The sequence below is a fragment of the Dyella sp. 2HG41-7 genome (genome assembly GCF_021390675.1).
Classification (GTDB): Bacteria; Pseudomonadota; Gammaproteobacteria; order Xanthomonadales; family Rhodanobacteraceae; genus Dyella_B.
The window spans coordinates 1,297,093-1,320,888 of record NZ_JAJEJV010000004.1 but is presented as its reverse complement, the minus strand read 5'-3'; the positions used below and the strand labels follow the sequence as shown (position 1 = coordinate 1,320,888).

Genomic DNA, 23,796 nt, shown 5'->3' with positions numbered 1-23,796 from the left:
TATTCCGCCTCCATAGGAACGCCGAGCTCTTAGGGCTTTGGCCCAGAACGTTGCTTCTGCGCATCAACGGCGCGCATTGGCGTGTCGACCGGACAGCCATACGGCAACGGCCTGCCGGCTTGGTAGTCGGCAATGCACGTGGCGATATCCGGTTTGGGCGTGGGCGTGCCTTTCACCAGCGGCGCCGGCGCCATGTTCAAACGTTCGTCGCCGTCGGTGGGCGGTGGCGGCGCGGGAGGAATGCCGCAGTTGGGGATGGGAACGCCCAACACCTTTTGGCACTTCAAGTGAATGCCGTGCGGCAGATCGACGTCTTTCGTATTGCTCTGGCTGCCGTTCAATTTGCGCATCAAACCGCCGACGAAGGATTCGTGCGGCGGCGGAAAATATTTTTTAAATGTATTCGGCGCGGACTGATAAGCCGAACCGACGCGATGCTCCATGATCTCGGTATCGCCTTGCGGCGCATGCTGCACGTAATCGGCTGATGGCGCCGTCGGCGCGCTGGACGCATTGGCCGGCAGCACGATGCTTCCCGTGCGATCGAACAACACGGGAAGCGGCGCCGACGTAGCAGGCGCAGGTTGCGGTGTCGATGTTGGGATATGCACCGACAACGCATTCTTCGATACCGGTTCGCGCGACGGATGCGGCAGCGGCGGCGTCACCGGCGGTGGCGGTGCGGCCAGCGGCTTGCTCGTGCTGCGCGTAATGAAACGGATTTGAATCGCCTCATCGGCGTGCACCTGCGCAACGCGCCCTTCGCGTAACCGCGGTTTCATCTCGTACCACACCGCCGCCACAAAAAAGACGTGCAGCACCAGCGCGATCGTCAACGCCACCCACAGGCGGCGCAGATCGCGCGGCGGCTTGCGCCAGCGCAACTCGTGCAGCATGGCGCGGGTGGGTCCGTCGAGCGGCGCCAGTCCTCGGTTGGAATCGGGGGGAGGCGAAAACCAGCGGTGATGCTCGACCTGATCGGGGCGTTCGATAATTCGTCCTCCGTGGCGCGCTCTGCCGCGTCATGCGGCAGTCGTGCAGTGTTGGCGTGCCTCTCACAGACCGTTGATTGGCCTCGCGGTTCCACACGCCATTACGCAACGTTAACGCTTGTCGTCAAGCTGTCTCTGCAGTGCAGCTTGACCATCCGAGCCAATGGGAGAACGCTAGCGAACGCGGCAGTGCGACGCCCCGAGAAACGTCCTTGCCGCCTCCCCGCCATGACCGCCCTGCGTCCCGCACGCAAAGGACGACCATGACGGCCCGCCATCACAGCCGCTACGCGCGGTGTCGTGCGGTGCCGCAGGTCACGCACGACATCGAGCCTTACGTAGAGGAGGGTCGCATCGTGTCCTACAACACGGAAAATATCCGCAACATCGCGCTCGCCGGTCACGCCGGCGTCGGCAAAACCACCTTGTTCGAAGCCTTGCTGCATGCCGGCGGCGTCATTCAGAACATGGGATCGGTAGAACGCGGCAGCACGCAATCGGATACCGATCCACAAGAAAAAGCCCGTGGACATTCCATCGACAGTTGCATCGCCGGCATCGATCGCAACGAGTGTCATATCAACCTGATCGATACGGCCGGCTACCCGGATTTTCGCGGCGGCACGCTCTCCGCCTTTGCCGGCGTGGAGACCGTCGCCGTGATCGTCAATGCGTCCAACGGCGTCGAGCACGGCACGCGCCGCATGATGGAGCACGCGCGCGAGCGTGGGCTTGCGCGTGTGCTGATCGTCAACAAAATCGATGCCGAAGGCGTCGATCTTCCCGCGCTCGTCGAGACATTGCGCGAAGAGTTCGGCAGCGAATGCCTGCCCGTGAATTTACCGGCCGAACAAGCTAGCAAAGTGCTGGATTGTTTCTTCCATCGCGACGGCGCCACGGATTTTTCGTCGCTCGCCGAAGCGCATCAACAAATCCTCGACCAAGTGGTGGAAATCAACGAATCCACGATGGGTGCGTATCTGGACGCCGGCGAAGAAGCCTTGACGCCGCAGCAATTGCACGACGCATTCGAGCAATGCTTGCGCGAAGGGCATCTGGTTCCCATTTGCTTTGTCAGCACACGTTCGGGCGCGGGTGTCGGCGAATTGCTGGATGTGTTCGATCGCTTGCTGCCCAATCCCACCGAAGCTAACCCGCCGCCGTTCCGCAACGGTCAGAACAAACAGCTTGCGGTGGACCCCAACGCCAACGCGCATGTGATCGCGGATGTCTTCAAAGTGGTGAACGATCCGTTCGTCGGCAAGCTCGGCATTTTCCGCGTATGGCAAGGCACCATTCGTCGCGACAGTCAGCTTTTCATCGACGACAGCCGCAAAGCGTTCAAGGTGGGTCATTTGTTCCGACCGAACGGAAAAACGCATGTGGAAATCGATCAAGCGATACCGGGCGATATCGCCGCCATCGCCAAAGTCGACGACATTCACTTCGACGCCGTGCTGCACGATTCGCACGACGAAGACAGCATCCATCTCGAACCGCTGCACTTTCCTCAACCGATGTTCGGCTTGGCGCTGGAACCGAAACACAAAGGCCAGGAGCAAAAACTTTCTCTCGCGCTATCGCGACTGAGTGAAGAAGATCCGTGCTTTCGCATGGAGCATCACAAAGAACTCAACGAAACGGTGATTCGCGGTCTTTCCGATTTGCATTTGAAGATTGCGCTGGAGCGCATGAAAGATCGGTACGGCGTGGAAGTCGTCACGCATCCGCCGCGCATTGCGTATCGCGAAACGATTGCCGGTTCGGCCGAAGGACATCACCGTCACAAAAAGCAAACGGGCGGCGCAGGACAATTCGGCGAAGTGTTTCTCCGCGTCGATCCCCTCGAACGCGGCGCAGGATTCGAGTTTGTCGACGCCGTGAAAGGTGGCGTCATTCCCGGGCAGTATCTCCCCGCCATCGAAAAAGGCGTGCGCCAGGCGATGGAAAACGGCGCAGTCGCCGGATTTCCGCTGCAAGATCTGCGCGTCACCGTCTTCGACGGCAAATATCACCCGGTCGATTCCAAGGAAGTCGCCTTCGTCAGCGCGGGCAAGAAAGCGTTTCTCGATGCCGTGAGCAAAGCGCGACCGATCGTGTTGGAACCTATTGTGGATGTCGAAGTGGCGATTCCCGAGCTCAACGTGGGCGACGTGACTGGCGGACTTGCCAGCAAGCGCGCGCGCATCATGGGCACGGATGCCAAACGCGGCGGCGAACTCGTGATCAAGGCACAGGCGCCGCTGGCCGAACTCACCGATTACCCCACCGAATTAAAAGCCATGACAGGCGGACGAGGTCGGTACAGCCTCGACTTAAGCCACTACGAGCCGGTGCCGCCACCGGTCCAGCGCCAGCTCAGCGAGGCCTGGAAACCCAAACTGGACGAAGACTGACGTCGCCCTCGCATTCATGAACCGAATGGCTGGGCGACGTTGCAGTCGCCCGGCCTGATCCCAATGTGCTTAATTAACCGATCCACCGCGTACGCATCACGCTAGCGTCGAGTGGTTTTTCGATACACGCAGAAAGGAGGGCCGCATGAGCCGAGCCTTCGTAAAAGACGACGACGGCGATACCCCCGAGGTATTGCCCGAACTGCCGCAAAGCACGCATCCCAACTATGTGACGCCGCGCGGCCTTGGCGCATTGCGCGGGCGAATGGCGGCCGTCGCCGCGCGCCTGGACGCCATGAAAACCAGCGAACAAGATGCGTTGTCGCAACAAAGCGAACGCGCGGCGCTCGAGCGCGAATTGCGCTATTTAAGCGCGCGCGTCGCCAACGCCATTGAAGTGGATCTGGCCAAGCAACCGCACGATCGCGTCGCGTTCGGCGCCACCGTCACCGTGGATACCGACGAAGGCGAACAACGTTGGCAGATCGTCGGCGAAGACGAATCCGACGCCGAGCACGGCTTGGTGAGCTATGTGTCGCCGTTGGCGACCGCGCTGCTTGGCGCACGCGTGGGCGACGAGGTGCGCTGGCAGCGGCCTGCGGGCGATGTCACGATCGAAGTGGTCGCCATCGCGTATTTGTAAACACGGCGACCGAAAAAACAAAGGCGGCAGCGTTACTACGCTGTCGCCTTCTGTTTTCAGGCTTTGCCGCGCTTGGGCTTGAGCAAAGTGCCCGTGCACTTGGGCGAACCGCACAGGCACACCCATTTCTTTTTGAGGCGCGCGGTGTGCGGCACTTCCAGCACGATGCCGTAGTCGTAGGTCAATTCTTCGCCCGGCTTGATGTTGCGCTTGGCTTCGATCACGACCCTGTCTTTGCGCAGATCGCCGCTTTCGGCTTCCAGCACGAAGGCTTGGCAATTGGGCGTGCAGCTGTGATTGATCCAGCGCGCCTTGTTGCCCTTGCGGTTGGCGTCGATGATGTATTCGTCGTTGAGCGTGAACAGGAACGTGTGTCCCGTTTCGCCACCGTCGCCGTACATGGCGTCGGCGTCGTCATGGGTCATCAACGTGCCTTTGTATTCGATGATTTCCTCGCCCTTCTTGATGGGCGCGACGGCAAATACGCCATTGCCGTGGATAGGTGAGCGGCGAGCTGCAATGCGAGGGGACATGGATATCCGGAATTTGAGAAAGACAAGGAGTGCAACCGCTAATGATGCCCGCTCTGTGTGACGATGGGAACCGCGCCATAGCTATCGAACACCAATAACGAAGCGCGATGTGCTCCCTCTCCTGCGCGCAGGGGAGGGAGCAACTCGAGACGAGAATCGCACCGTGCGCGTCATCGCGAACAAAACGACGCCCCGTCATCTCGCCGCCATCGTTTGGTACAACTCTTTTCGTTTCAAACGTTTCCCGTAGTGCGGACACCCATTTCACCCGCCCGATTCCCTGCTATATTCAAACAATCGTTTGAGGTACTTCCATGAAACGACTGCTCCACGGATTGGCCCTTGTCGCCTTCGCTACCCTGCTCTCCGCCTGCGGCCCGCAGCGGCAGAGCGTGTTTCCGCCCACGATCACCATCCAGCAAATGCGCGTGCAGCCCGATGGCGCCTGGCAGCTCACCGTGCGCTTTCAGAACAACAGCTACACCGGCATGAATTACCAATCGATCGAAGGCCAGATGGATATCGCGCAAGGGATTCCAGTGCGCGTGCACGCCGCGTTCGACCTGGATGTGCCGTCGTTCGCGGGCGATGTGGTGCAGGTGGAGGTGCTGCCGACTCCCGCCATGAGCCAGGCGCTGCAAGCCATCGCCGGCAAAGGAAGCGCCGGGCAGCTGCCCTACACGCTCCGGGGCGTGGTGCATTGCGCGCCTAATCTGGAAGACCACCCGGACAACAAGAACCCGCGCGATTTTCCGTTCACCAGCAATTCCTTTCTTTCGCCGGTACCCGGCGTGCCCAACACTTTTCGCTAGTCCGCACTTCGAAGGATTCCGCCATGACGCTCTACAAGGCCCCGCTTGACGACCAGCGCTTCGCCCTCTTCGACGTATTGGGCGCCGAAGCGGTTCTTACCCAACTGCAAAGCGGCGACGGTCACACCCGCGACCTGCTCGACGCTGTGCTGGAAGAGGCCGGCCGCTTGAGCGAACAGGTGCTCGCACCCACCAACGCGCCGGGCGACGAAGAAGGCTGTCATTTCGACAAAGCCACGCGCACCGTCACTACGCCGAAGGGTTTCAAGGAAGCGTTCAAGCAATTCGCGGAAGGCGGCTGGGCCGGCCTCACCATGGCCGAAGATTTCGGCGGCCAGGCGTTGCCGTCGGTGTTGGGCATCGCCACCACCGAACTGTTCCAGTCGGGCAATCTGTCATGGAGTCTGTACCCGCTGCTGTCGGAAGGCGCCTGCCACGCGCTGGAACTGCACGGCACGGACGAACAGAAACACACCTATCTCAAACCCATCGTCGCCGGCCAATGGACCGGCACCATGTGCCTGACCGAGCCGCAGGCCGGCTCAGATCTTGGCTTGCTCAAAACGCGCGCCGAACCGGGCGCGGACGGCAGCTACCACATCACCGGCACCAAGATCTTTATCAGCGCGGGCGAGCACGATCTCGCCGAAAACATCATCCATCTCGTGTTGGCGCGCTTGCCCGACGCGCCGGCCGGCAGTCGCGGCATCTCGATGTTTATCGTCCCCAAATTCAAAGTGAAGGCGGACGGCACGCCTGGCGAGCGCAATAACGCCTACGCCGGCGCCATCGAACACAAGATGGGCATCCGCGGCTCGGCCACCTGCGTGATGAATTTCGACGACGCCGAAGGTTATTTGATCGGCCAACCGAACAAAGGTTTGGCGGCGATGTTCACCATGATGAATGCGGCGCGCCTGTCGGTCGGCGTGCAAGGTTTGGCGTTGTCCGAGCGCGCGTGGCAGAACAGCCTCAACTACGCGCGCGAGCGTTTGCAGTCCCGCGCGCTGTCCGGCGCAAAATTCCCCGACAAACCCGCCGACAATCTGCTGGTTCAGCCGGACGTACGCCGCATGCTGCTGACGCAACGCGCGTTGGTGGAAGGCTCGCGCATGCTGTTGTTGTACGCCGCATTGCAAACCGATATCGAAGCGCGCGGCGCCGATGAAGCGTCGCGTCAGAAGGCCAGCGAGTTGCTCGCCTTCCTGATTCCGATCGCCAAGGGCGTGGTCACCGAACTCGCGCAGGAATGCACCAAGGAAGCGTTGCAGGTTTACGGCGGCCACGGCTTTATCGTGGAAAACGGTGTGGAGCAATTCGTGCGCGACGCGCGCATCATCACGCTGTACGAAGGCACCACTGGCATCCAGGCCGCCGATTTGCTCGGGCGCAAAATTCTGCAACTCAAAGGCGTGGGCCTGCAGCATTTCCTCGCCGAGATCGGTGCGTTCTGCAAGCAACATGCGACCGACGACGCCATGCGTCCGTTTATCGGCCCGCTCGGCGTGATGGCGAAGGAATGGGGCGAGCTTACGCTCAAACTCGCGCAGCGCATTCAAACCAATCCGGAAGAACTGGGCGCCGCAGCCAACGATTACCTCTACTACAGCGGCTACATCACGCTTGCCTATTTCTGGGCGCGCGCCGTAGCGGCGAGTGCGAAGAGTTCGCAGCAGGCATCGTTCAAGCAGGCCAAACGCGACACGGCTGCGTTCTATTTCGCACGCATCCTGCCACGCACGCAAATGCACAAAGCAGCGATCGAGGCTGGCATCGATAGTCTTCCCGCGTTGGTGTAAAGCTTCATCGACGATACAAAAACGCCCGGATCATCCGGGCGTTTTTATTTTGTCTCCACGACACCGACGCCGCTCTCGCTAACGGCATACGGCAGCGCCACATGCCAACCCGCGTCGATTAAGGCTAGGCTACCCAGGCTTATCCAACGGGGAGCCACCATGAAGTCCAGTCGTACCGCGATTGCTTTGCGCGGAGCAAAACCCGCGTTGCTTGCTTTGCTGCTTAGTCTGAGCGGCGCCGCATTGGCCATGGACGATACGCCGGCGCAGCAATACCCCAACTATCCCAGCGAAACGCCCGCCAACTTCAAGCCGGCCACCGATGGCTTGGACTACATCGAGCGCGACGTAAAAATTCCGATGCGCGACGGCGTCAAGCTCAACACCGTGATTCTTATACCGAAGGGCGCGCATCACGCCGGCATCGTTATGACGCGCACGCCTTACGATGCGAAAGAACTCACGCATCACGTGATGAGCGGTCATCTCGAACCGATGCTGGAAGGCTACGACAACGCCGCCGACGTGATCGTGGAAGATGGCTATATTCGCGTGATTCAAGACATCCGCGGCAAATACGGCTCCGACGGCGATTACGTCATGAACCGGCCCGTGCACGGCCCGCTCAATCCCACGCCCGTCGACGATGCGACCGACACCTACGACACCATCGACTGGCTGGTGAAGAACGTGCCCGAGTCGAACGGCAAGGTCGGCACCATCGGCATTTCCTATGACGGTTTCGAACCGCTGATGTCGATCGTCAATCCGCATCCGGCACTGAAAGTGGCGGTGCCGATGAATCCGATGGTGGACGGCTGGATGGGCGACGACTGGTTCCACAACGGCGCATTCCGCCAGCAGAATATGTCTTACATCTACGAGCAGACCGCCAGTCGCGACAACAGCTTCAAGTGGTGGACGAACTATCACGACGAATACGACCTCTTTATGCATTACGTCTCGGCCGGCGAACTCGGTCGCGCATACGGCATGGAGCAGATTGGCTTCTGGAACAAAGTGATCGCGCACCCTGCGTACGATTCGTTCTGGAGCGATCAGGCCGTCGACAAGCTGCTCGCCGGACAGCCGCTGAAAGTGCCGGTGATGCTGGTGCACAGTTTGTGGGATCAGGAGGACATCTACGGCGCGTTGGCTGTCTATCGCGCGATCAAGCCGAAAGACAAAAACGGCGACATGGTGAAACTGGTGATGGGTCCGTGGCATCACGGCCAGGAAATCGATGAAGCCAGTTCACTCGGCGCGATTCGTTTCGGCAGCGACACCGGCAAATATTTCCGCGAACACATTCTGCGTCCGTATCTTGCGCAATATCTGAAAGATGGCGCGCCGAAGGCGGATCTCGCAGCGGTCACCGCGTATCAAACCGGCAGCAATCAGTGGCAGCGCTTGAGTCACTGGCCGCTCGCCTGCGATGAAGGTTGCAAGGCGAAGAGCCGTCCGCTGTATCTGCAGGCGGACCAGAAACTCGGCTTCAATGCGCCGACCGGCAGCGGCGCGTACGACGAATACGTCTCCGATCCGGCGCATCCCGTGCCGTTCCGCGCGCGTCCGATCCAGCCAATGGGTTACGACAACGGCCTGACCTGGTCGGAATGGCTGGTGGACGATCAGCGTGAAGCCTCCGGCCGCACGGACGTCGTCACCTATGTATCGGATGTGCTCACGCAGCCGTTGACGATCGCCGGCGCGCCCGTGGTGCATCTAGTGGCTTCCACCAGCGGAACGGACAGCGACTGGGTCGTGAAATTGATCGACGTGTACCCCGATCAGGTGGCCGAACAGCCGGCGATGGGCGGCTTTCAACTGGGCGTATCGATGGATATTTTCCGCGGGCGCTATCGCGAAGGGTTCGACAACCCCAAGCCGCTCGCCGCGAATCAGGCGCTGACATATAAATTCGATCTGCCCGCCGCCAATCACGTATTCCTGCCCGGACATCGCGTGATGGTGCAGGTGCAATCGAGCTGGTTCCCGCTGTACGACCGCAACCCGCAGACCTTCGTGCCGAACATCTTCTGGGCCAAGCCCGGCGACTATCAAAAGGCCACGCAGCGCATCTATCGCTCGGCGGATCAGGCAAGTTACATCTCGCTGCCGGTCATCGGCGGCTAAGCTCGCAAAGGCTCCCTCTCCCTACGGGGAGAGGGACATACGTCGCGCGTCATCAGCCAAAGGGACTTCCACCCGCAACCCTGTTGGGTGTAGAACCGACCCTACCCGTTCAAATCGACCGGCTCGACGCAATGAGCGACAGCAACTTTCTTATTCGTCTGGCCGAGGATGACGACGACTTCATTCTCGGCCTCGTTCCGCGCTTCGTGGATTTCACGCTGCCTTCCTGGCGCAAGCGACACGAATGCATCGAAGGCATCCGCAAGGACCTCAGCCACCAGCTGGATGACCAACCGACCAACAGCTTCGTCTTTGTCGCCGAAAACGACGACGGCGAGCGGGTCGGCTTCGTGCATCTGCAAAAGACGCAGGATTTCTTCACCGGGCGCACCAATTGCCATATTTCCGATCTGGCCGTTGCGCCGCGTCATGAGGGCCAGGGCGTGGGCAAGGCGCTGATCGAACACGCCGAGGCGTGGGCGCGCGAACACCAATGCCAGCTCGTGACGCTCGCCGTGTTTCCCGGCAACGAGCGCGCACGGGCGTTGTACGAAGCGGCGGGCTACAACCTCGATCTGCTGCGGATGGCCAAGCCGGTGCATTGAGCCTTTCTCCCTCTCCCCGACGGGGAGAGGAATCAGAAGTCGATGCATGCCTTATGTCACTGTCACCTGCGCGTAAGATGCGTTGTGCTGGCGATCAGTCGACGATGGGGCTCACGATGCAAGGGGACGCTTCACAACTTTCCATGACTCGCCGCGAACTGCTGCGCCTGATCGGTGTCAGCGCCGGCGGCGCGGCGATGTATCAGGCGATGAGCCGCCTCGGCTTCGCCGCGGAATCGCCGTACAAAGGCACGCCGCTTCTGCATGGCGCGCCGCGCGGAACGTCCGTGGTGATCTTGGGCGCAGGGCTGGCCGGCATGGTCGCGGCGTACGAATTGCGCCAGGCTGGCTACAAGGTCCAAATACTCGAATACAACCATCGACCCGGCGGCCGCAACTGGACGTTGCGCGGCGGCGATACGTACACCGAACTCGGCGGCTACACGCAACATTGCCAATTCGATCGCGGGCTCTACATCAATCCCGGCCCGTGGCGCATTCCGTATCACCATCGCGGCTTGCTCGATTACTGCAAAAAACTGAACGTGCCGTTGGAGCCGTTCGTGCAGGTCAATCACAACGCGTATCTGCACAGCACCAAAGCGTTCGACGGCAAGCCGCAACGTTTCCGCACCATCAATGCCGATTACCGCGGTCACATCGCCGAGCTGCTCGCCAAGGCGACGCAACAAAGCAAACTCGACGCGCAGATCACCAAGGAAGATCAGGAACTGCTGCTCGAATCGCTACGCCAATGGGGCGCGCTCGACAAAAATTATGCGTACATCCAAGGCCCCGGCGCCAGCAATCGACGCGGCTACGCCAAATCGCCCGGCGGCGGTCTCTCGGCCAAGCCGACGGATTCGCAACCGCTGCAACTGCACGACGTACTGAATTCGCATCTGTGGGAAGGTCTAACCGACGGCGACAATTTCGAATTCCAAACCACGCTGCTGCAGCCGGTTGGTGGCATGGGGCGCATCGGCGAAGCGTTCGGGCATCAATTGGAAGGCGTGATTCGCTATAACGCCAAAGTCACCGCCATCCATCAGGACGATCACGGCGTAACGGTCAGCTATGTCGATGCGCGCCATCCCGACAAAACCTCGACGGCGCAAGCCGACTGGTGCATCTGCACGATTCCGCTTTCGATTCTCAGCCAAATTCCGATGAACGTGAGCGCGCCGATGGCCGATGCAATCGGCGCGGTAGCTTACGCGGCCTCGGTGAAAGTGGGCTTGCAATTCAAGCGACGCTTCTGGGAAGAAGACGACGATATCTACGGCGGCGTCACCGCGACGGATCTGCCGATCAACACGATTAGCTACCCGAGCAACGATTTCAACAGCAAAGGAAAAGGCGTCTTGCTCGGCATGTACGCCTACGGTTTGACCGCTTACGAATTCACCGCGATGACGCCCGAAGAACGCGTGCGCAGAGCGGTGGAATACGGTGCGCAGATCCACCCGCAATACAAAACCGAATTCGAAAACGGCGTGGCCGTGGCATGGCATCGCTCGCCGTTCACCATGGGCTGCTTCGCCGCATGGTCGGACGATTTGCGCGCCAAGCATTACGAGAACCTTTGCCAGATCGACGGCCGCATTGCGCTTGCAGGCGAACACGCGTCGTATTTGCCTGCGTGGCAAGAAGGCGCGGTGACATCGGCGCTGGATCTCATCACACGACTTCATCAGCGTGTCGTGACGGGAGGTGCGGCATGAAGCGCGCATTCTTTATCGCGGCAACGCTGCTAGCGTTTGCGAGCTGCCTGCACGCCCAGAGTTCCGACACCACGCTTTACACGTACGACACGCTTAAAAGCGCGAACGGCGAGCAGATCTTTCATGCCATCTGCCAGGGTTGCCACATGCCCGACGCGAAGGGCGCGATAGGCGCGGGGGCGTATCCCGCGTTAGCGAACAACCCCAAACTCGCCTCGCCGCAATACATGACTGCCGTGGTGTTGTTCGGCCGACACGATATGCCTTCGTTCGGGACGAAGCCAGCGACGCATGGAAATTTCTTCCGCGACGCCATGCTGACCGACGAGCAAGTCGCCGACGTCGTCAACTACGTGCGCACGCATTTCGGCAATCACTACACCAACAGCATCACCGCGGCGGAAGTGGCTGCGATGCACCCGCAAACCACCGCATCGACGCCAACGTCGCACTGAACCCTTCGACAGTGGCGTGTTTGCGCATGGCCAGTCGTCCCCGCAAGCGCCGGGACGACGAATGGATGCTCAAACCAGCGCCACTGGCGCGCAGGCGTGCACTCACGCACAGGACAAATGCCTCGATCCGATAGGACAAATTTGTCCGTGCGGTTCAAGCGGCGTTCCAGCAAACGCTGCCGCCCTTCTTCGACGTATTGAGCTAGGACAAAAGTGTCCACCCGGCGCCGAGACCGCCTCACGCTTTCCCCCTAAAAACAAGCGCCTGTGCGATGCGCCGAACTGGCATCGTCCTTGCCCCTTTCTCGTCATGAATGGCGATGTGAGGCCGAGCGACCCGGCGTCGGTGTCCGACGTGGCGTGTTGCCTTGCCCGCTATCTACGAGCCAATCCGCTCGCAGGAGATACCAAGGAGGGCATTGCGCAATGGTGGTTGGGGCTGGCTCCCGCATCGACCGACGTTGTGGAACGTGCGCTTGCGCTGTTGCAAGACGCCGGTGCGATCGAGGCGGTGCGCGCGCTCGATGGTCGCGTGCGTTTCCGAAGAGTGTCTATCGATTCGGCGGGGGATGCGTGTCTGGATCAATTCATTGCGTTGCAATCCGGCATCGGGCTCAAGCACTGAGACGATGTCCGCGACCCTCTTGTTTACCGCTGCCCGGGTGTTCTCCCGACTCGGGCCCTTCGATGTTTCAACGTCAGCAAGGTAATCACTATGGCGACGTCCTATAGCTATCCCGGCGTGTACGTGCAGGAACTGCAAAGCGCCTCCCATCCGATTACTGGCGTACCGACTTCCATCACGGCGTTCGTCGGCTACACGCAGAGCGGCATCGACAATCGCGCGCAAGAGATTTTCAGCTTCGGCGATTACGAACGCTTGTACGGCGGCCTGGCTTCCGGTAGCGAGCTCAGCTACGCGGTGCAACAGTTCTTTCAGAATGGCGGCGCGCAAGCGTACATCGTGCGAACGCCTGCGACATCGCTGGGCGCTGCGGCGGCGAACGTCGTCTTCCAGTCCTTTACGTTCCAGGCGCTAAGCAGCGGCACCGCGGCGAACGGGAATTTGCTGATCGACATCGACTACATCGGACTCAACCCGAATACCGGATCGGGCGGCCAGAAAACGTTCAATCTTACGGTGACCGATCTGGCGGGCGGCACCACGGAATATTTCCCGTCCGTCTCGTATGACAACACGCAAAGCAACTGGGTGCAGACGGTCGTCAACGATCCGGACAACGGCTCGCAACTCATCAACATGGCGACACCTACTTCCGCGCAACTCACGGCGATCGAAGCGCTGGCGTCCATGTATCAAACCGGCTTCGTCGGCGCGGCGGTCACACCCTACTCGGTCGCCAGCACGCTTTGCGGCACGACGAACGCGACCGGCACCGCCGCGATCACGACCGGCAGCAGCAGCGTGGTGGGTACCGGCACGCACTTCACCACCGATCTGAAGTTCGGTCAGTGGATCACGTTCGGCTCCGACGCCACCAATACGCCGTATCGCATTCTTTCGATCAGCAACGACACCAGCCTCACGCTGGCGGGGAACTACACCGGCGCCAATGAAGCCGCATCGACGATTGTCGTCGCCAATTCCACCGTGCCGGCGAATGATTACGGCCTGATGCTAGGCACGACCGATCCCGCTACCGCTCCAGCCGGCTTGCCGATCACGGTGAAGGTGATTCCCAGCAATAGTCAGATTCCGATGACGTTGAGCGGCCTGGCGACGCAGATACAGCAAGCCTTCAACGCCGCGCTGGCGGTGCAAATGCCGGGCGCTTCCGTGCAGGTGAGCGTGACGCAATTGCCCGCTTCGCCGTCGACGCAAGCATTGCGTTTCAATGCGTCACTGCCCGGCTATCCGGATGCGGTGATCAGCATCGCCGATCCTTCCGGCGCTTCGCCGCTGAAACCTTGCGCCGCCCTGCTCGGACTTAGCGGCGGCACCGCGAACGTGGCGCACTACGCGCTGGGAACCGGCAACAACGCCTGGGCGCAGCAGACCACATCGACCAAAGGCGCCGACGGCACGGGCTTGCCTGCGACTTTGGACATCATTGGCGATCAGGCTTTGTTTACCGGCATCTATGCGTTGCAGAAGGTCGATCTTTTCAACTTGTTGTGCATTCCCGATGCAACGCGCGCCAACAAGGGCGATCCTTCGGCGCTGGATCCCAATATCAACACCAGCGCGATCTACAGCGCGGCGATCGCCATGTGCGATCAACGGCGCGCATTTTTGTTGATCGATCCGCCACCGAACGTCGTCAGCGTGGCCGCCGCCGTGGATTGGAAAAGCAGCACGTTGGGCGTGGTCGATCCGAACGGCGCGGCGTTCTTCCCGCGTCTGCGCCTACCCGACCCGTTGAACAACTACCAATTGCGTACGTTCGCGCCGAGCGGCGTGGTAGCGGGCGTGTACGCGACGACCGACGGCAGTCGCGGCGTTTGGAAAGCGCCGGCCGGCACCGCCGCCGTACTCAATGGCGTGCAAAGCATGGTCTACAAACTCACCGACGCCGAAAACGGCGTGCTCAATCCGCTGGGCCTCAATTGCTTCCGCAATTTCCCCGTGTACGGCTCGGTGTTGTGGGGCGCGCGCACCTTGGTCGGCGCGGATGCGATGGCCAATCAATGGAAATACGTGCCCGTGCGACGCACCGCGCTGTTCATCGAGGAAAGCCTTTATCGAGGTACGCAATGGGTCGTATTCGAACCCAACGACGAACCGTTATGGGCGTCCATACGGCTCAACGTCGGCGGCTTTATGCAAACGCTGTTTTTGAAAGGCGCGTTTCAGGGCAGCACGCCGGCGCAAGCGTATTTCGTCAAATGCGACAGCGAAACCACCACGCAAACCGACATCGACAACGGCATCGTCAACATCCTGGTCGGCTTTGCGCCGCTCAAGCCGGCGGAATTCGTGGTGATCCAGATCGAGCAGATCGCCGGGCAATCCTCCTGATCGTCGTCATCGAACACCTGTCTTTGCGGAGATGAGTCATGACCGAGTTCACTGTGAATCCCCAGCGTTTCGATCCGTACAAGAATTTTAAGTTTCGGCTGAAGTGGGATGGGCGTTACGTCGCCGGCATCAGCAAAGTATCGGCGCTCAAACGCACGACGGAAGTGGTGAAACACCGCAACGGCGGCGATCCAAGCACGAGTCGCAAGTCGCCCGGGCGTAGCGAGTTCGAAGCGATCACGCTCGAGCGCGGCGTTACGCACGACACCGATTTCGAAGCCTGGGCCGCCAAGGTTTGGCAAGTGGGCGCCACGCTGGGCAGCGAAGTGTCGCTGGCGGATTTTCGCAAAGATGTGATCTTGGATTTCTATAACGAAGCCGGCCAGCTCGCCATCAGTTACAAGATCTACCGCGCTTGGGTGTCGGAGTATCAAGCGTTGCCGGATCTGGATGCCAACGCCAACGCCGTGGCGATCCAGCACATCAAGCTGGAAAACGAGGGCTGGGAGCGCGATACCTCGGTCACCGAGCCCACCGAACCCACGTACAACTCCACTGCAGCTTAAGAGCCTGTTTAGTGTCTCGGCGTGGCCCGCGCCGGGTTTGTTTGCCTGACGGGCAAGGAGGAACGAAGGCGTGTATGTCGATACACAACTGAGTGAGGACGCGGCACGGCGGGCAAACAAACCCGGCCCGAAGGGTTGCCACGGTGCGTCCGCCATGCGGCAGCGCGCGGCTTGGCTTGCCAGCCAGGCAAGCACTGCGCCACGCACCACCACCTGGCGGACGCACCGCGGCAACGCGGGCAACGCCGAGACACTAAACAGGCTCTAAGAGGCGCATCATGCTGACTCTTTCTGGCGAACGATTGCTGGCTGCCTGTGAGCAGGCGCAGTGCGAACACGCGCTGCTTCGGCCCATCGCGCTGCTGGCCGCGACCTTGCCGGAATACGAACGCGATCGCTTGCTGAACTTGCCGATGTCGCAACGCAATCGCTTGCTGCTGCAACTTCATCGCATCAGTTTCGGTCCGACGCTGGATGGCTATGCCGATTGCCCGCAATGCGGCGCCGGCATGGAATTGAGCCTTTCGATCGGCGAACTTCTCGAAAGCTTGAGCGACGATCCGACGACAACGTGGATCGAATGGATGGATGCGGCGCAACCGCGCTCCTTGCGTCAGGTCACGACCGCCGATCTGCTCGCGTCCACTTATCTGGCAGACGGTGCGCTCGCCGAAGAACATGTGCTTCGACGCTGCCTTGGCATGGACTCGTCGTCGAATCAGGCGCTATCTGACGAATCGTGGCAGAGAGCACGCGCGTTTTTCGACCGATTGCACGCCGACAGCGAACTGCGCTGCGCCCTGCTTTGCCCCGAGTGCCAGCACGAGGCGATGTGGGACGTCGACCTCGGCGATTTCATATGGCGCAAAGCGCATCACGCGGCACGTCGCCTGGTCGTCGACATCCATACGCTGGCCATGCATTACGGCTGGCGCGAGTCGGATATCGCCGGCATGAGCCCTGCACGACGCGACGCTTATCTGGAGTTGCTAAGCGCATGAGCGATCTATTGCGCCGCCTGATCTCTCGCGCCCGCGACGCCTCTGCAGGCGCCGCGCACCGTATCAAGCCGTTGCTGTCTCCACGCTTTGCCCATGCGCAAGCCAACAGCCATGAGGAGGCGCTTCGCGCGACGACCATCGAAGCCAGCGCGCCGACGCGCGTGAATCGCAACGTCGACGCGGTGGATATCGATACGAGACTGACGCCGATCCAGCCCGAAGTAACGTCCCGTTTCCAAGCTGAAAACGGTGTGCGCCCGACGCGGCCTATCGAGCTATCAGCGAGCGAAACCGTGCAGAAGCGTAACGTTGTTACGGCATCGCCAGCGCGAGACACGCCATCACACGTGTCATCGGAAGAAACAGCGGACGCCGGGACGAAACAAAACGTCATTCAACCCCTACTACCGACCGCGCTCCCTCGCGCGCCGGTGCAGCAACGCTCGCCGCGACCGGTAGCGGAGACGCCGCATATCGAGCGAGCGCTTATGCACGACACGCCCGCCATCGAAGAACACTCGCAGACGATCACCATCTCGATCGGACGCGTCGAAGTGCGCAACGCCGCAGCGCCTGCGCCGTCTGCGCCGCGCAAACCGCCGTTCCGCCCTGGCGTGAGCCTCGACGCCTTTCTGAGTCGCGACCGGAGCGGCGATCGATGAGCAATTACCTCGCCGTCGGCGGTGTGAGTGCGGTGTTGCGTTGGCTGCTTGCCGATGCGCTGACCAGCGGCGGCCCGAGCGTGATTCTGGGTGGCAGCACGGCGGGCATTACCGCGACATCGCCCGATCTCGTGCCGGTGGGTGCAGACGAACAACCTGGCGTAAATATTTTTATGTATTACGCCAGCCTCAATCCCGCGATGCGCAACGTGGACCTTCCTTCGCGCAATGCGTACGGCAACGCGATCAGCAATCCACCGCTTGCGCTCAATCTGCATTACCTCGTCACCGCTTACGGCAGCAAGCAATTCGATCCGGAAATTCTTTTGGGCTGGGCGATGAAAGTGCTCCACGACACGCCGGTCGTTCCGCGCCAAACCATTCAAAACGCGCTCGACGCGTTGCTGCCGGGCGGCACGCACGAGGGTTCGTTGATCGACGGCAGCATGCTCGCCAACCAGATCGAACATATTCGCATTACGCCGGAAACACTGACGACGGAAGAAATCTACCGTCTGTGGACGGCGTTCCAGACGAACTATCGCCCGACCACCTCCTATCAAGTATCGGTGGTGGTGATTCAAGACACCAACACATATGCATCCAATCTGCCAGTGCAAAAGCGTTCGGTGCTGGTGCTTCCGTTGCAGTCGCCGGTGATCGACAGCATCACGCCGAGCGGCGTTGCGGCGGGCGGCACATTGACGGTGCAAGGAAGCAACTTCGTCGGCGACGCCACCAGCAACACGCTGGTGTCGTTCGATGGCGCGCAAGGGATTGCACCCGCTACCTTGCAGAGCAAGATACTGCGCGTGGTGTTGCCATCCACGTTGCAAGCCGGTACGCGGTTGTTGCGCGTGCAACGCACCGTCACGTTCCCGACGTCGTCGAAACCGCATTCGGGCTTCAGCTCCAGCCCCATGCCGTTCCAACTGCTACCAACCATCACCAACGCTGCGCCCAATCCCGTGGCGCAAACCGGATCGGTCACCGTCACCGTTTCGCCCGCCGTCGGCAGCATGCAGCAAGCGACGCTGTATATCGGCGATATCGCCATTCCCATCGATCAGCGCCCCACCAGTGCGCCGCCGACGTCCACCACGCTGGTGTTTCCGCTCACCAACAACGTGCCGGTCGGCAACTATCCGTTGCGCATTGAGATCGACGGCGCGCAAAGCAAGCTGACGCTGGACACCACCACCGGCAGTCCAACCTTCGGGCAGTACGTGCCGCAGTTGCAGGTGACGCCATGAACGACACGCGCGCGCCCGCCGCATCGCCCGAGTCGTTGCCGCAAGCGTTGGAACGGGTTTATCGCCGGCTCGTAGCGAGTGTCGGCGAACCGTCGCCAGCCATTCCGGCCGCGTCGGCGCTCGCTAACGATCTTGCGACACCCGAGAACCGGCTACATGCCTTGCAAACTATGTTCGCGCTCAGCGCGTTCGAGCGCGATCTGCTAGTGCTGTGCCTGGGCGCAAGCATCGAAGCGCGATTCCTCAGCGCATGCGCGGCCCTACATGGCGATACCAAAACCCATTGGCCGACGTTCGGATTGGCGCTGGCCACGCTGGGCGATCCGCATTGGAGCGGGATCAGCCGTGCTCATCCGCTGCGCTACTGGAACTTGATCGACATCGTTCGGCCATCCGGCGCCTATGCGTCGCTGCTGCACGCGCCGCTGCAAATCGACGAACGCATCCTGCATTACTTGTTAGGCGTGCCGGCGATCGACGAACGATTGGAAGCGTCGATGCGCCCGCTCTCCACCGTTGCCGACACCGACAGCGATAACCCGCGTTGGCAGACGGTCATCCGAGATGGGCTGCGGCACTGGCTGGGTGATGCGGAATATGGAAAAGCTGTTTTGCTATGTGGTGGGCGCGGCGCATCGCGCGACGCAGCCTTCAGTGCTCTATGCCGGGAAGCGGCACTGAATCCCTATAGCTTGAACGCGGCCGATCTCCCCGTCACAGCCGAAGATCGCGATCTGCTCGCCCGATTGTGGACGCGCGAAGCCGCCTTGCAGCACGCCGCGCTGCTTGTTCGTTGCAGCGACGGCGACAACATGCCTGCGCTTGCCGCGTGGCTCGAACGCATTCAGGCGCCGGTCGCCGTCGACACGCCCTCGGGCTCGCCTGCGGAACAATTGCCCGGACTTCGTCTCGATGTTCCATCGCTGTCGGCGGAAGAACGCAAATCCGCATGGATCGAACAATTGGGCGACGTATCGCAGCAACTGAACGGAACGCTGGACCGCATCGTCGAATATTTTCATTTCGACACGTCGACCATTCAATCTGCCGCCGCCATCGCGCGCGAAGCGCCGCTTGGCGATGAGGAAGCCTTAGGGCATGCGGCATGGCGCATTTGCCGACAGCAAGGACGCCGCTCGCTGGACAATCTCGCGCGACGCATCGAGCCGTGCGCGGAATGGTCCGATCTGGTACTGCCATCGACGCAAACCGAAACGCTGCAGCAGATCGCCATTCACATGCGTCAGCGCGCCGTGGTTCACCAGCACTGGGGATTTGCCGACCGCTATAGCCGAGGCCACGGCCTCAGCGCGTTGTTCGCCGGCGGCAGCGGTACGGGAAAAACCATGGCGGCTGAAATTCTCGCGCGCGAACTGGATCTGGATCTGTATCAAATCGATCTCGCGGCCATGGTCAGCAAGTACATCGGCGAGACGGAAAAAAATCTGCGCCGCGTGTTCGATGCGGCGGAGGAAACCGGCGCCGTGCTGCTGTTCGACGAATGTGACGCGTTGTTCGGCAAGCGCAGCGAAGTGCGCGACAGCCACGACCGTTACGCCAATATGGAGATCGCCTATCTGCTCCAGCGCATGGACAGTTACCGCGGCGTGGCGATTCTCACCACCAACATGCGCCACGCGCTGGACTCCGCGTTTGTGCGTCGCATCCGTTTTATCGTGCAATTCCCCTTCCCCGACGCGCCTTCGCGTGCGCGAATCTGGGAAGGCATCTTCCCGCGAAGCGCGCCCGTCGAACCGCTCGATTTTGAACTGCTTTCGCAGTTGAACGTTTCTGGCGGCGTTATCCGAAACATCGCGACCCATGCAGCGTTCCTCGCCGCGGAGGCGGGCACGTCGATCGGCACGCAACATATTCTGGCTGCCTCGCGCCAGGAGTACGCGAAGATGGAAAAGCCCTTGACCGCGGCCGAGACAAGGGGATGGTCATGAACAAATCATTCCGCACGGCCGTCGCACAATCGCATGTTACGCCGAATCCCGCGCCGTCGCATACCGCCGTGCATATCGACATCGGCACGCTCAGGCTACACGGCTACAACGACGCGCAGCAGCGTCGCTTCCTGCACTCGCTTGAGACGCATCTGCTTCACCTGGCCGGCGAACCCAGACAGTGGGCGATGTTCGCTTCGCAACACATCGCGGAATTGGCGGTCGTAAAACCGCGCAACGGTAGCTCACCGGAATCCGCCGCGCGGCAAGTCGCGCAACGCGTGTTCGAACTTTGCGCGCAAAGCGATACGGAGGATCGTCATGGCTAACGTGTCGCCGCTGCTGCGCAAGGGGGCCATCCTCACGCTCGATCCGACGCTGGGCGTTCCGCTCGGCTCGATCATGCTGCAGTACAACCCCGACACCCTTACGCGCTCGCTCAAACCGCAGAGCGTCGGCGACGAACCGGATCGCACTGAGATTCTTCGTCTCAAAGGGCCGCCGATCGAATCCATCAAGTGCGAGATCGAAATCGACGCGACCGATCAACTCGCCGCCAGCGATCCGACGGCCATGTCGCTGGGTATCCAGCCGCAATTGTCGCTGCTGGAATTGCTGGTGTATCCAAGCAGCGGCACGCTGATCGCCAACGAAGTGCTTTCACTGATCGGCACCATCGAAATTCTGCCGATGGAATCCGCGCTCACGGTCTTCGCGTGGAGCAATCAACGCGTGACGCCCGTGCGCATCACCGACATGGAGATTACGGAGGAGGCCTTCGATCCGCAGCTCAATCCGATCCGGGCCAAGGTGTCGCTGGGCCTGCGCGTATTGAGCGTGAACGATGTCGGCTTCCTCACGCCGGCCGGAGCGCTGTATCTGGTTTACCAGACCAGCAAAGAAGCCATGGCGCAGATGGGATAAGGGCACGCATATGGATCAGGCACTCGCTTCCCTCGTCACCTCCGCCGCCGGCACCGGCGCACCCACGCTGACGTCGAGCCGCTATTACGGTTCGGCAACGTTGCCGTACACGCTGCCCAATGGCACGCAAGTGAGGTACCTGGCGCGGCGCATTCTGCCGCAAGCGAATATCTATCAAGCGCTGCAGAGCTATGTCGTCGTGGAAGGCGACCGGCTCGACAACATCGCGGCGAAATTTCTCGGCGATCCGCTGTTGTTCTGGATGATTTGCGATGCGAACAACAGCACCGATCCGGATGCACTCACCGCGCAAGTCGGGCGCAGCATTCTGATTCCGCTTTCATCCAGCATTCCGCCAGGAGCGCGCTATGGCTAGCCCGCTCTATCTGACGCTGATGGCCGGGCCCTGCGTCGCGTTGCCGGTGCCCAAGCCGCTGATCGACGCCTTGGTCTCGGCGGAAGTCACCGAGTCCGCCACCGGCAAAAGCGGTTTCCAGCTGACGTTTACGCTGGCCGACAATTCGATCCTCGAAACTTTCTTTTTGCTTGCCGCGTCGTCGCCCATTCCGCTGTTGCGCGTCGTGCTGATGGCGAACTTCGGCGGCCTGCCGCAAATCGTAGTGGATGGCATCGTGTTGCATCACGAAGTCGTGCCCGATGCGATGAAGGGGTCCTCCAAATTGGTAGTCACTGGCCAAGACCTTTCCGCACTGATGGACCTGATCGACTTCAGCGGCCTGCCCTATCCCGGCATGGGCCCGGATCTGCGCGTGCTCACCATTCTTGCCAAATACGCGGCGTTCGGCGTGGTGCCGGAAGTGATTCCGATGCTGATTCCGGATATCGAAGTGCCGATCATTTCCACGCCTTCGCAGAAGAGCACCGACCTCGCATACATCAACCAGTTGGCCAGAGACTGCGGTTACGTGTTCTACATGGTGCCCGGCCCGTTGCCCGGCATGAGCCAGGCGTATTGGGGCCCGATGATTCGCATCGGCATGCCACAGCAATGCCTCAATGTAAATCTGGATTGTTGGACGAATGTCGAAAGCCTCAACTTCAAATACGAACCGCAGCATTCGGTGTTGCCGATCGTGTTTTCGCAGGATCAAACCACCAAGCTGGTGTTTCCGATTCCGATTCCGCCCATCACGCCGTTCAATCCGCCGCTCGGCATCGCAGTGCCGATTCCACAGAAAGTGGAACAGCTCGACGACACCGCGAAGCTCCCGATCGGCCAGGCCATCATGCAAGGCATGGCGCGCGCGGTGGAAAGCGCGGACGTGATAACGAGCGAAGGCTCGCTGGATGTCCTGCGTTACGGCGACATTCTTCGCGCGCGCAGTTTGGTGGGCATGCGCGGCGCGGGCATCGCGTTCGACGGCATGTACTACGTGGATAGCGTGACGCATCACCTCAAACCCGGCGAGTACAAGCAGAACTTCGTGCTCAAGCGCAATGCGCTGATCGCGAACACGCCGGTCGTGCCTTCGTTTCCGTTTTGAGTGGAGCACGTATGAGCAAGAAGTCGGGCAAGTTTCTGGGCAAATATCGCGGCACCGTGATGGACAACGTCGACCCGATGATGATGGGACGCTTGCTCGTGCAAATCGCCGACGTCTCCAACGTGCTGCCTTCCACGTGGGCGATGCCATGTCTGCCGTTCGGCGGCATTCAATCGGGCATGTTCGTCACGCCCGCCATCGGTTCCGGTGTGTGGATCGAATTCGAGCAAGGCAATTCGGATTATCCCGTGTGGGTCGGCTGCTACTGGGGTTCCGCGGCGGAAGTGCCCGCGCTTGCACTGGCCGGTCCGCCCGGTTTGCAAGCGATGGTGATGCAGACCACGTTGCAGAACACGCTGATGATCAGCGACGTGCCCGGCCCCACCGGCGGCATCATGTTGAAAACCACGGCCGGCGCGATGATTTCCATTTCCGAAGTCGGCATCGTGATCAGCAACGGCCAGGGCGCCACCATCATGATGGCGGGCCCTAGCGTGACCATCAACGAAGGCGCGCTGGTGGTGACCTGACATGCCTGGCTTCCTTATCCAGCAGGGCGCAATGGTGCAATGTGTGCACGGCGGACTAGCCATGCCGACAGTGCCGAATGCGGCCGTGATGTTGAGCGGCATGCCCAGTTGCCTGGTGCCGGAACCGTGGAGCGTGATCGCTTGCCCTGGCGTTCCGGCCGTGCCGATCCCGCCGTGCGTCACCGCGATGTGGACGGTGGGCACCGTGCGCGTGACTTCGTTCGGTCAACCCTTGGTGGTTCAAAGCGGTATCGCTCAGTGCATTCCGACCGGCACGCCGCTGTTGCCACCATCCGCCACACAAGTGCGCGTCACCGCGATGTGAGCCAAC

At 61.0% G+C, this 23,796-nt stretch carries 23 protein-coding genes; 21 read left to right on the top strand and 2 right to left on the bottom strand.

Translation table 11 applies throughout. The features are described 5' to 3' along the window. Nucleotides 1-29: 29 nt before the first annotated feature. Nucleotides 30-896, bottom strand: a complete 867-nt coding sequence (locus L0U79_RS07140; RefSeq protein ID WP_233841184.1) for a hypothetical protein — start codon at nt 894-896, stop codon at nt 30-32. Nucleotides 897-1,348: 452 nt separating this feature from the next. Between L0U79_RS07140 and fusA the strand changes: the two genes are divergently transcribed. Continuing rightward, on the top strand, nt 1,349-3,388 hold the full coding sequence (gene fusA / locus L0U79_RS07135; protein WP_233843857.1) for an elongation factor G: 2,040 nt from the start codon (nt 1,349-1,351) through the stop codon (nt 3,386-3,388). Nucleotides 3,389-3,533: 145 nt separating this feature from the next. Then, nucleotides 3,534-4,031 (top strand): GreA/GreB family elongation factor, encoded by a 498-nt coding sequence (locus L0U79_RS07130; protein WP_233841183.1) that lies wholly within the window; start codon nt 3,534-3,536, stop codon nt 4,029-4,031. A gap of 56 nt (nt 4,032-4,087) precedes the next feature. Here the strand turns inward: L0U79_RS07130 and L0U79_RS07125 are convergent, their stop codons facing one another. Beyond that, entirely contained in the window at nt 4,088-4,564 is a 477-nt protein-coding gene (locus tag L0U79_RS07125; protein WP_233841182.1) for an SET domain-containing protein-lysine N-methyltransferase, read from the bottom strand. A 314-nt stretch (nt 4,565-4,878) separates the two neighbouring features. Here L0U79_RS07125 and L0U79_RS07120 point away from each other — a divergent pair, with 314 nt between their 5' ends. The 19 genes from L0U79_RS07120 to L0U79_RS07030 all read left to right on the top strand — a co-directional run bounded on the left by L0U79_RS07120 (nt 4,879) and on the right by L0U79_RS07030 (nt 23,790). After that, nucleotides 4,879-5,376, top strand: coding sequence for a hypothetical protein (locus L0U79_RS07120; RefSeq protein ID WP_233841181.1), 498 nt, complete (start codon nt 4,879-4,881; stop codon nt 5,374-5,376). Between the two features lie 23 nt (nt 5,377-5,399). Beyond that, the gene (locus L0U79_RS07115) at nt 5,400-7,175 is read left to right on the top strand and encodes an acyl-CoA dehydrogenase C-terminal domain-containing protein (protein WP_233841180.1); all 1,776 of its coding nucleotides are present in this window, start codon (nt 5,400-5,402) and stop codon (nt 7,173-7,175) included. Nucleotides 7,176-7,334: 159 nt separating this feature from the next. Continuing rightward, nucleotides 7,335-9,311, top strand: a complete 1,977-nt coding sequence (locus L0U79_RS07110) for a CocE/NonD family hydrolase (RefSeq protein WP_233841179.1) — start codon at nt 7,335-7,337, stop codon at nt 9,309-9,311. Between the two features lie 131 nt (nt 9,312-9,442). Beyond that, on the top strand, nt 9,443-9,916 hold the full coding sequence (locus L0U79_RS07105) for a GNAT family N-acetyltransferase (protein ID WP_233841178.1): 474 nt from the start codon (nt 9,443-9,445) through the stop codon (nt 9,914-9,916). Nucleotides 9,917-10,032: 116 nt separating this feature from the next. Beyond that, nucleotides 10,033-11,640, top strand: coding sequence for a flavin monoamine oxidase family protein (locus L0U79_RS07100; protein WP_233841177.1), 1,608 nt, complete (start codon nt 10,033-10,035; stop codon nt 11,638-11,640). After that, the gene (locus L0U79_RS07095; RefSeq protein ID WP_233841176.1) at nt 11,637-12,095 is read left to right on the top strand and encodes a cytochrome c; all 459 of its coding nucleotides are present in this window, start codon (nt 11,637-11,639) and stop codon (nt 12,093-12,095) included. Before L0U79_RS07100 ends, L0U79_RS07095 begins: the two co-directional genes overlap by 4 nt. A gap of 322 nt (nt 12,096-12,417) precedes the next feature. After that, nucleotides 12,418-12,720, top strand: coding sequence for a hypothetical protein (locus L0U79_RS07090; protein WP_233841175.1), 303 nt, complete (start codon nt 12,418-12,420; stop codon nt 12,718-12,720). Nucleotides 12,721-12,810: 90 nt separating this feature from the next. Next, a complete protein-coding gene (locus L0U79_RS07085; RefSeq protein ID WP_233841174.1) occupies nt 12,811-15,075 on the top strand; it encodes a phage tail sheath C-terminal domain-containing protein in 2,265 nt (754 codons plus the stop codon). A gap of 38 nt (nt 15,076-15,113) precedes the next feature. After that, entirely contained in the window at nt 15,114-15,641 is a 528-nt protein-coding gene (locus L0U79_RS07080) for a phage tail protein (RefSeq protein WP_233841173.1), read from the top strand. A gap of 278 nt (nt 15,642-15,919) precedes the next feature. Beyond that, entirely contained in the window at nt 15,920-16,642 is a 723-nt protein-coding gene (locus L0U79_RS07075; RefSeq protein ID WP_233841172.1) for a hypothetical protein, read from the top strand. Beyond that, nucleotides 16,639-17,304, top strand: a complete 666-nt coding sequence (locus L0U79_RS07070; protein ID WP_233841171.1) for a hypothetical protein — start codon at nt 16,639-16,641, stop codon at nt 17,302-17,304. Before L0U79_RS07075 ends, L0U79_RS07070 begins: the two co-directional genes overlap by 4 nt. Then, nucleotides 17,301-18,557 carry a DUF4255 domain-containing protein gene (locus L0U79_RS07065; protein ID WP_233841170.1) on the top strand — a complete coding sequence of 419 codons (1,257 nt, stop codon included), beginning with the start codon at nt 17,301-17,303 and terminating at the stop codon, nt 18,555-18,557. The genes L0U79_RS07070 and L0U79_RS07065 overlap by 4 nt, the downstream gene beginning before the upstream one ends. Next, nucleotides 18,554-20,506, top strand: coding sequence for an ATP-binding protein (locus tag L0U79_RS07060; RefSeq protein WP_233841169.1), 1,953 nt, complete (start codon nt 18,554-18,556; stop codon nt 20,504-20,506). Before L0U79_RS07065 ends, L0U79_RS07060 begins: the two co-directional genes overlap by 4 nt. Further along, nucleotides 20,503-20,835: a hypothetical protein gene (locus tag L0U79_RS07055; protein ID WP_233841168.1), complete on the top strand. Its 333-nt coding sequence runs from the start codon at nt 20,503-20,505 to the stop codon at nt 20,833-20,835. The genes L0U79_RS07060 and L0U79_RS07055 overlap by 4 nt, the downstream gene beginning before the upstream one ends. Continuing rightward, on the top strand, nt 20,828-21,430 hold the full coding sequence (locus L0U79_RS07050; RefSeq protein ID WP_233841167.1) for a hypothetical protein: 603 nt from the start codon (nt 20,828-20,830) through the stop codon (nt 21,428-21,430). The genes L0U79_RS07055 and L0U79_RS07050 overlap by 8 nt, the downstream gene beginning before the upstream one ends. A gap of 10 nt (nt 21,431-21,440) precedes the next feature. Beyond that, entirely contained in the window at nt 21,441-21,806 is a 366-nt protein-coding gene (locus tag L0U79_RS07045; protein WP_233841166.1) for a LysM domain-containing protein, read from the top strand. After that, entirely contained in the window at nt 21,799-22,935 is a 1,137-nt protein-coding gene (locus L0U79_RS07040) for a hypothetical protein (protein ID WP_233841165.1), read from the top strand. Before L0U79_RS07045 ends, L0U79_RS07040 begins: the two co-directional genes overlap by 8 nt. Before the next feature lie 11 nt (nt 22,936-22,946). Beyond that, the gene (locus L0U79_RS07035) at nt 22,947-23,465 is read left to right on the top strand and encodes a phage baseplate assembly protein V (RefSeq protein WP_233841164.1); all 519 of its coding nucleotides are present in this window, start codon (nt 22,947-22,949) and stop codon (nt 23,463-23,465) included. Nucleotide 23,466: 1 nt separating this feature from the next. Further along, nucleotides 23,467-23,790: a hypothetical protein gene (locus L0U79_RS07030; protein WP_233841163.1), complete on the top strand. Its 324-nt coding sequence runs from the start codon at nt 23,467-23,469 to the stop codon at nt 23,788-23,790. Nucleotides 23,791-23,796 lie beyond the last annotated feature (6 nt).